The following is a 2,709-nucleotide window of genomic DNA, read 5'->3' on the forward strand; positions in this document are numbered from 1 at the left end:
ATGCAGGTCAGCCGTTCGAGCTTGGGTTACAAGCTCAAGATGCCGAGCAAGAACGCGCCAGTGATCGATGCGATGCGAGCGTTGTCGGGGCAATTTGTAGTGGTCTAATCCCTCCGGACACTTATTTAGGCGAGAATGCTCGCCATGAAGAGGTGTCTGATGACCAAACAACGTCGATCATTTTCCCCTGAGTTCAAACGCAACGCTGCGGCACTGGTCCTTGATCAGAGCTACAGCCACGTGGATGCATGCCGGTCTGTCGGCGTTGCCGAGTCCGTTTTGCGCCGATGGGTTGATCAGCTCCAGCTTGAGCGCCGGGGTGTTACCCCTCATAGCAAGGCCCTCACGCCAGAGCAGCAGCGTATCCAGGAGCTTGAGGCGCGTATCGATCGCCTTGAGCGCGAGAAGGCCATTTTAAAAAAGCCACCGCGCTCTTAATGTCGGAAGGGATCGAACGTACGCGCTGATAGAGCAACTCGCCAAAGGTGAGCCCATAGCCTTACTCTGCGCGCTGTTCGAGCTTCCGCGATCTTGCTTGTACGCTTTTCGTCAGCGGTGCCGGCGTGTCGACCCGATACGTATGTCCCAACGCAGTCGTGTGCATGAATTGTTCGTCGAAAGCCGTAGCTCAGCGGGCAGCCGCAGCATCGTGGGAATGATGCGTGAGCAAGGCATTGCCATCGGACGTTTCAAGGTCAGTCGATTGATGGCGGAGCTTGGACTGATCTGCAAACAACCGGGCAGCCACGCCTACAAGCGAGCCACCATCGAGCGCGTGGACATTCCGAATCGCCTGAATCGGCAGTTTGTGGTGGAGGCGCCGAATCGAGTCTGGTGCGGCGACATCACGTACGTTTGGGCGCAAGGCCGTTGGCATTACTTGGCCGCAGTCCTGGACCTGTTCACGCGCCGTGTCGTCGGTTGGGCGTTCTCGACACGTCCTGACGCCGACCTGGTGGTGCAGGCACTCGATATGGCCTATGAGCAGCGCGGTCGTCCACAAGGGCTGCAATTTCACTCGGATCAGGGTGGTCAGTACGGTAGCCGCAAGTTCCGACAGCGACTATGGCGGTACCGGATCGAGCAGAGCATGAGTCGGCGCGGCAATTGCTGGGACACTCAGTCTAAGATCGGTTTTGAACGTCGGTCCGATCTGACCCGTGCTGGGATTGGCGAAACTGCCTTTGAGTTGACCTGTCGATCGAGCTCCGACGTTCCCCAAGCGTCGCTGGGCCCAGCGTATGTGACCTAATAGGAGCTTTGTTCTGCACCGTGAGTGTCCTGTCCAGCGAATGGGGTTGGCGATGCGTCCACTTCGAGGGAAGTACATATGGACGATCGAGCGATTGAAAGCGAAGTCATTCTGGGTGTCGACACGCACCTCGATACCCATGTCGGCGCACTAATCAGTGAAACGGGGAAACTGCTTGGAACCCTGTCGATCACGGCTGAAACAACTGGGTATCTCAAACTTTTGACCTGGGTGAACTCATTTGGGCATGTTCGCCGCGCCGGAGTTGAAGGAACCGGCACCTATGGCGCAGGTCTTGCCCGAGTCCTGCGCGATCACGAGATCGAGGTGCTGGAGGTCAATCGCCCTGATCGGGCAGCGCGTCGGTCACGTGGAAAATCCGATCCGACTGATGCGGAGAATGCTGCAAGGGCGGCCCTCGCCGGACGAGCCACCGCAGTTCCCAAAGCGCAGTCGGGCGCTGCCGAGGCAATGCGGGCTGTATCAGTTGCGCGTCGCAGTGCCGTCAAGGCTAAGACTCAGGCGATAAATCAATTGCGAGCCTTACTGGTGAGTGCGCCGCAGGACATCCGTGAACGGCTTCTGAGGACAAAGACATCGGAATGCGTTGCCAACTGCGCGAAGCTGCGTTCGTTGGGAGGCGCACCAATGCTTCAGGCGTTGGCAACCACATTGCGCTTGTTAGCAAAGCGCTACCTCGCGCTCGCGGAGGAACTCTCAACGCTCGATGCGATGCTCGAACGCTTAACCCAAACGCATGCCAGAAGGCTTCGAGAGCGATTCGGCGTTGGACCTCAAACGGCAGCAGTGCTTGTAGCCGTTGCCGGCGACAACCCGGAGCGCTTGAAAAGCGATGCAGCACTTGCTGCACTTTGCGGCACGAGCCCATTGCAGGCATCCTCCGGAAAGACAATCCGGCATCGCTTGAATCGTGGCGGTGATCGAGCAGCGAACAACGCCCTGTGGACCATAGCGATGGTGCGCATGCGCAGTGATCCGAGAACTCGAGCGTACGTCGAGCGCCGAACCAAGGAAGGCATGTCGAACAAGGAAATTCACCGCTGTCTGAAGCGCTATATCGTCAGAGAATTGTACCCACTCATTCTTGCCGACCTAGCCGATTCAGCGCGCGCGTCTTGACATAGGAGCGTCAACTCGCCAATGGAGCGCTTGTTCAGGAGTTTGAAAACGGAATGGGTACCGAACACGGGATATATGACGGCACTGCAAGCTCACCGGGACATCAGTCACTACCTGATGCAGCGGTACAACTGGATACGTCCGCATCAGTTCAATGACGGGCTAGCCCCTGCCGTAGCAGAAGAAAAACTTAACGCAGTGTCCGGAATGGGTTGACCACTACAATTCCCGCGCTTCGGCTCACGCCGCATCCGTGTGTTGCTAGGGCGCGAAGGCATCGTAGTCGGTCGCGACCGATGTGCTTCGCTCTGGGCGCA

General features: G+C 57.9%; 1 protein-coding gene and 2 pseudogenes. All 3 read left to right on the forward strand.

The features are described 5' to 3' along the window. Positions 1 to 159: 159 nt before the first annotated feature. A pseudogene (locus ACIQWO_RS27415) lies at positions 160 to 1,117 on the forward strand (IS3 family transposase); the annotation flags it as partial. A gap of 213 nt (positions 1,118 to 1,330) precedes the next feature. Further along, positions 1,331 to 2,392, forward strand: a complete 1,062-nt coding sequence (locus ACIQWO_RS27420) for an IS110 family transposase (protein ID WP_402830854.1) — start codon at positions 1,331 to 1,333, stop codon at positions 2,390 to 2,392. A gap of 12 nt (positions 2,393 to 2,404) precedes the next feature. Then, positions 2,405 to 2,608 (forward strand): annotated as a pseudogene (locus ACIQWO_RS27425) (IS3 family transposase); the annotation flags it as partial. Positions 2,609 to 2,709: the final 101 nt, after the last annotated feature.

It is taken from the genome of Pandoraea sp. NPDC090278 (assembly GCF_044772185.1).
Lineage (GTDB): Bacteria > Pseudomonadota > Gammaproteobacteria > Burkholderiales > Burkholderiaceae > Pandoraea.

Coding starts and splice junctions, on each gene's coding strand:
- ACIQWO_RS27420 (WP_402830854.1), top strand. CDS start 1,331: ATGGACGATCGAGCGATTGAAAGCGAAGTCATTCTGGGTGTCGACACG.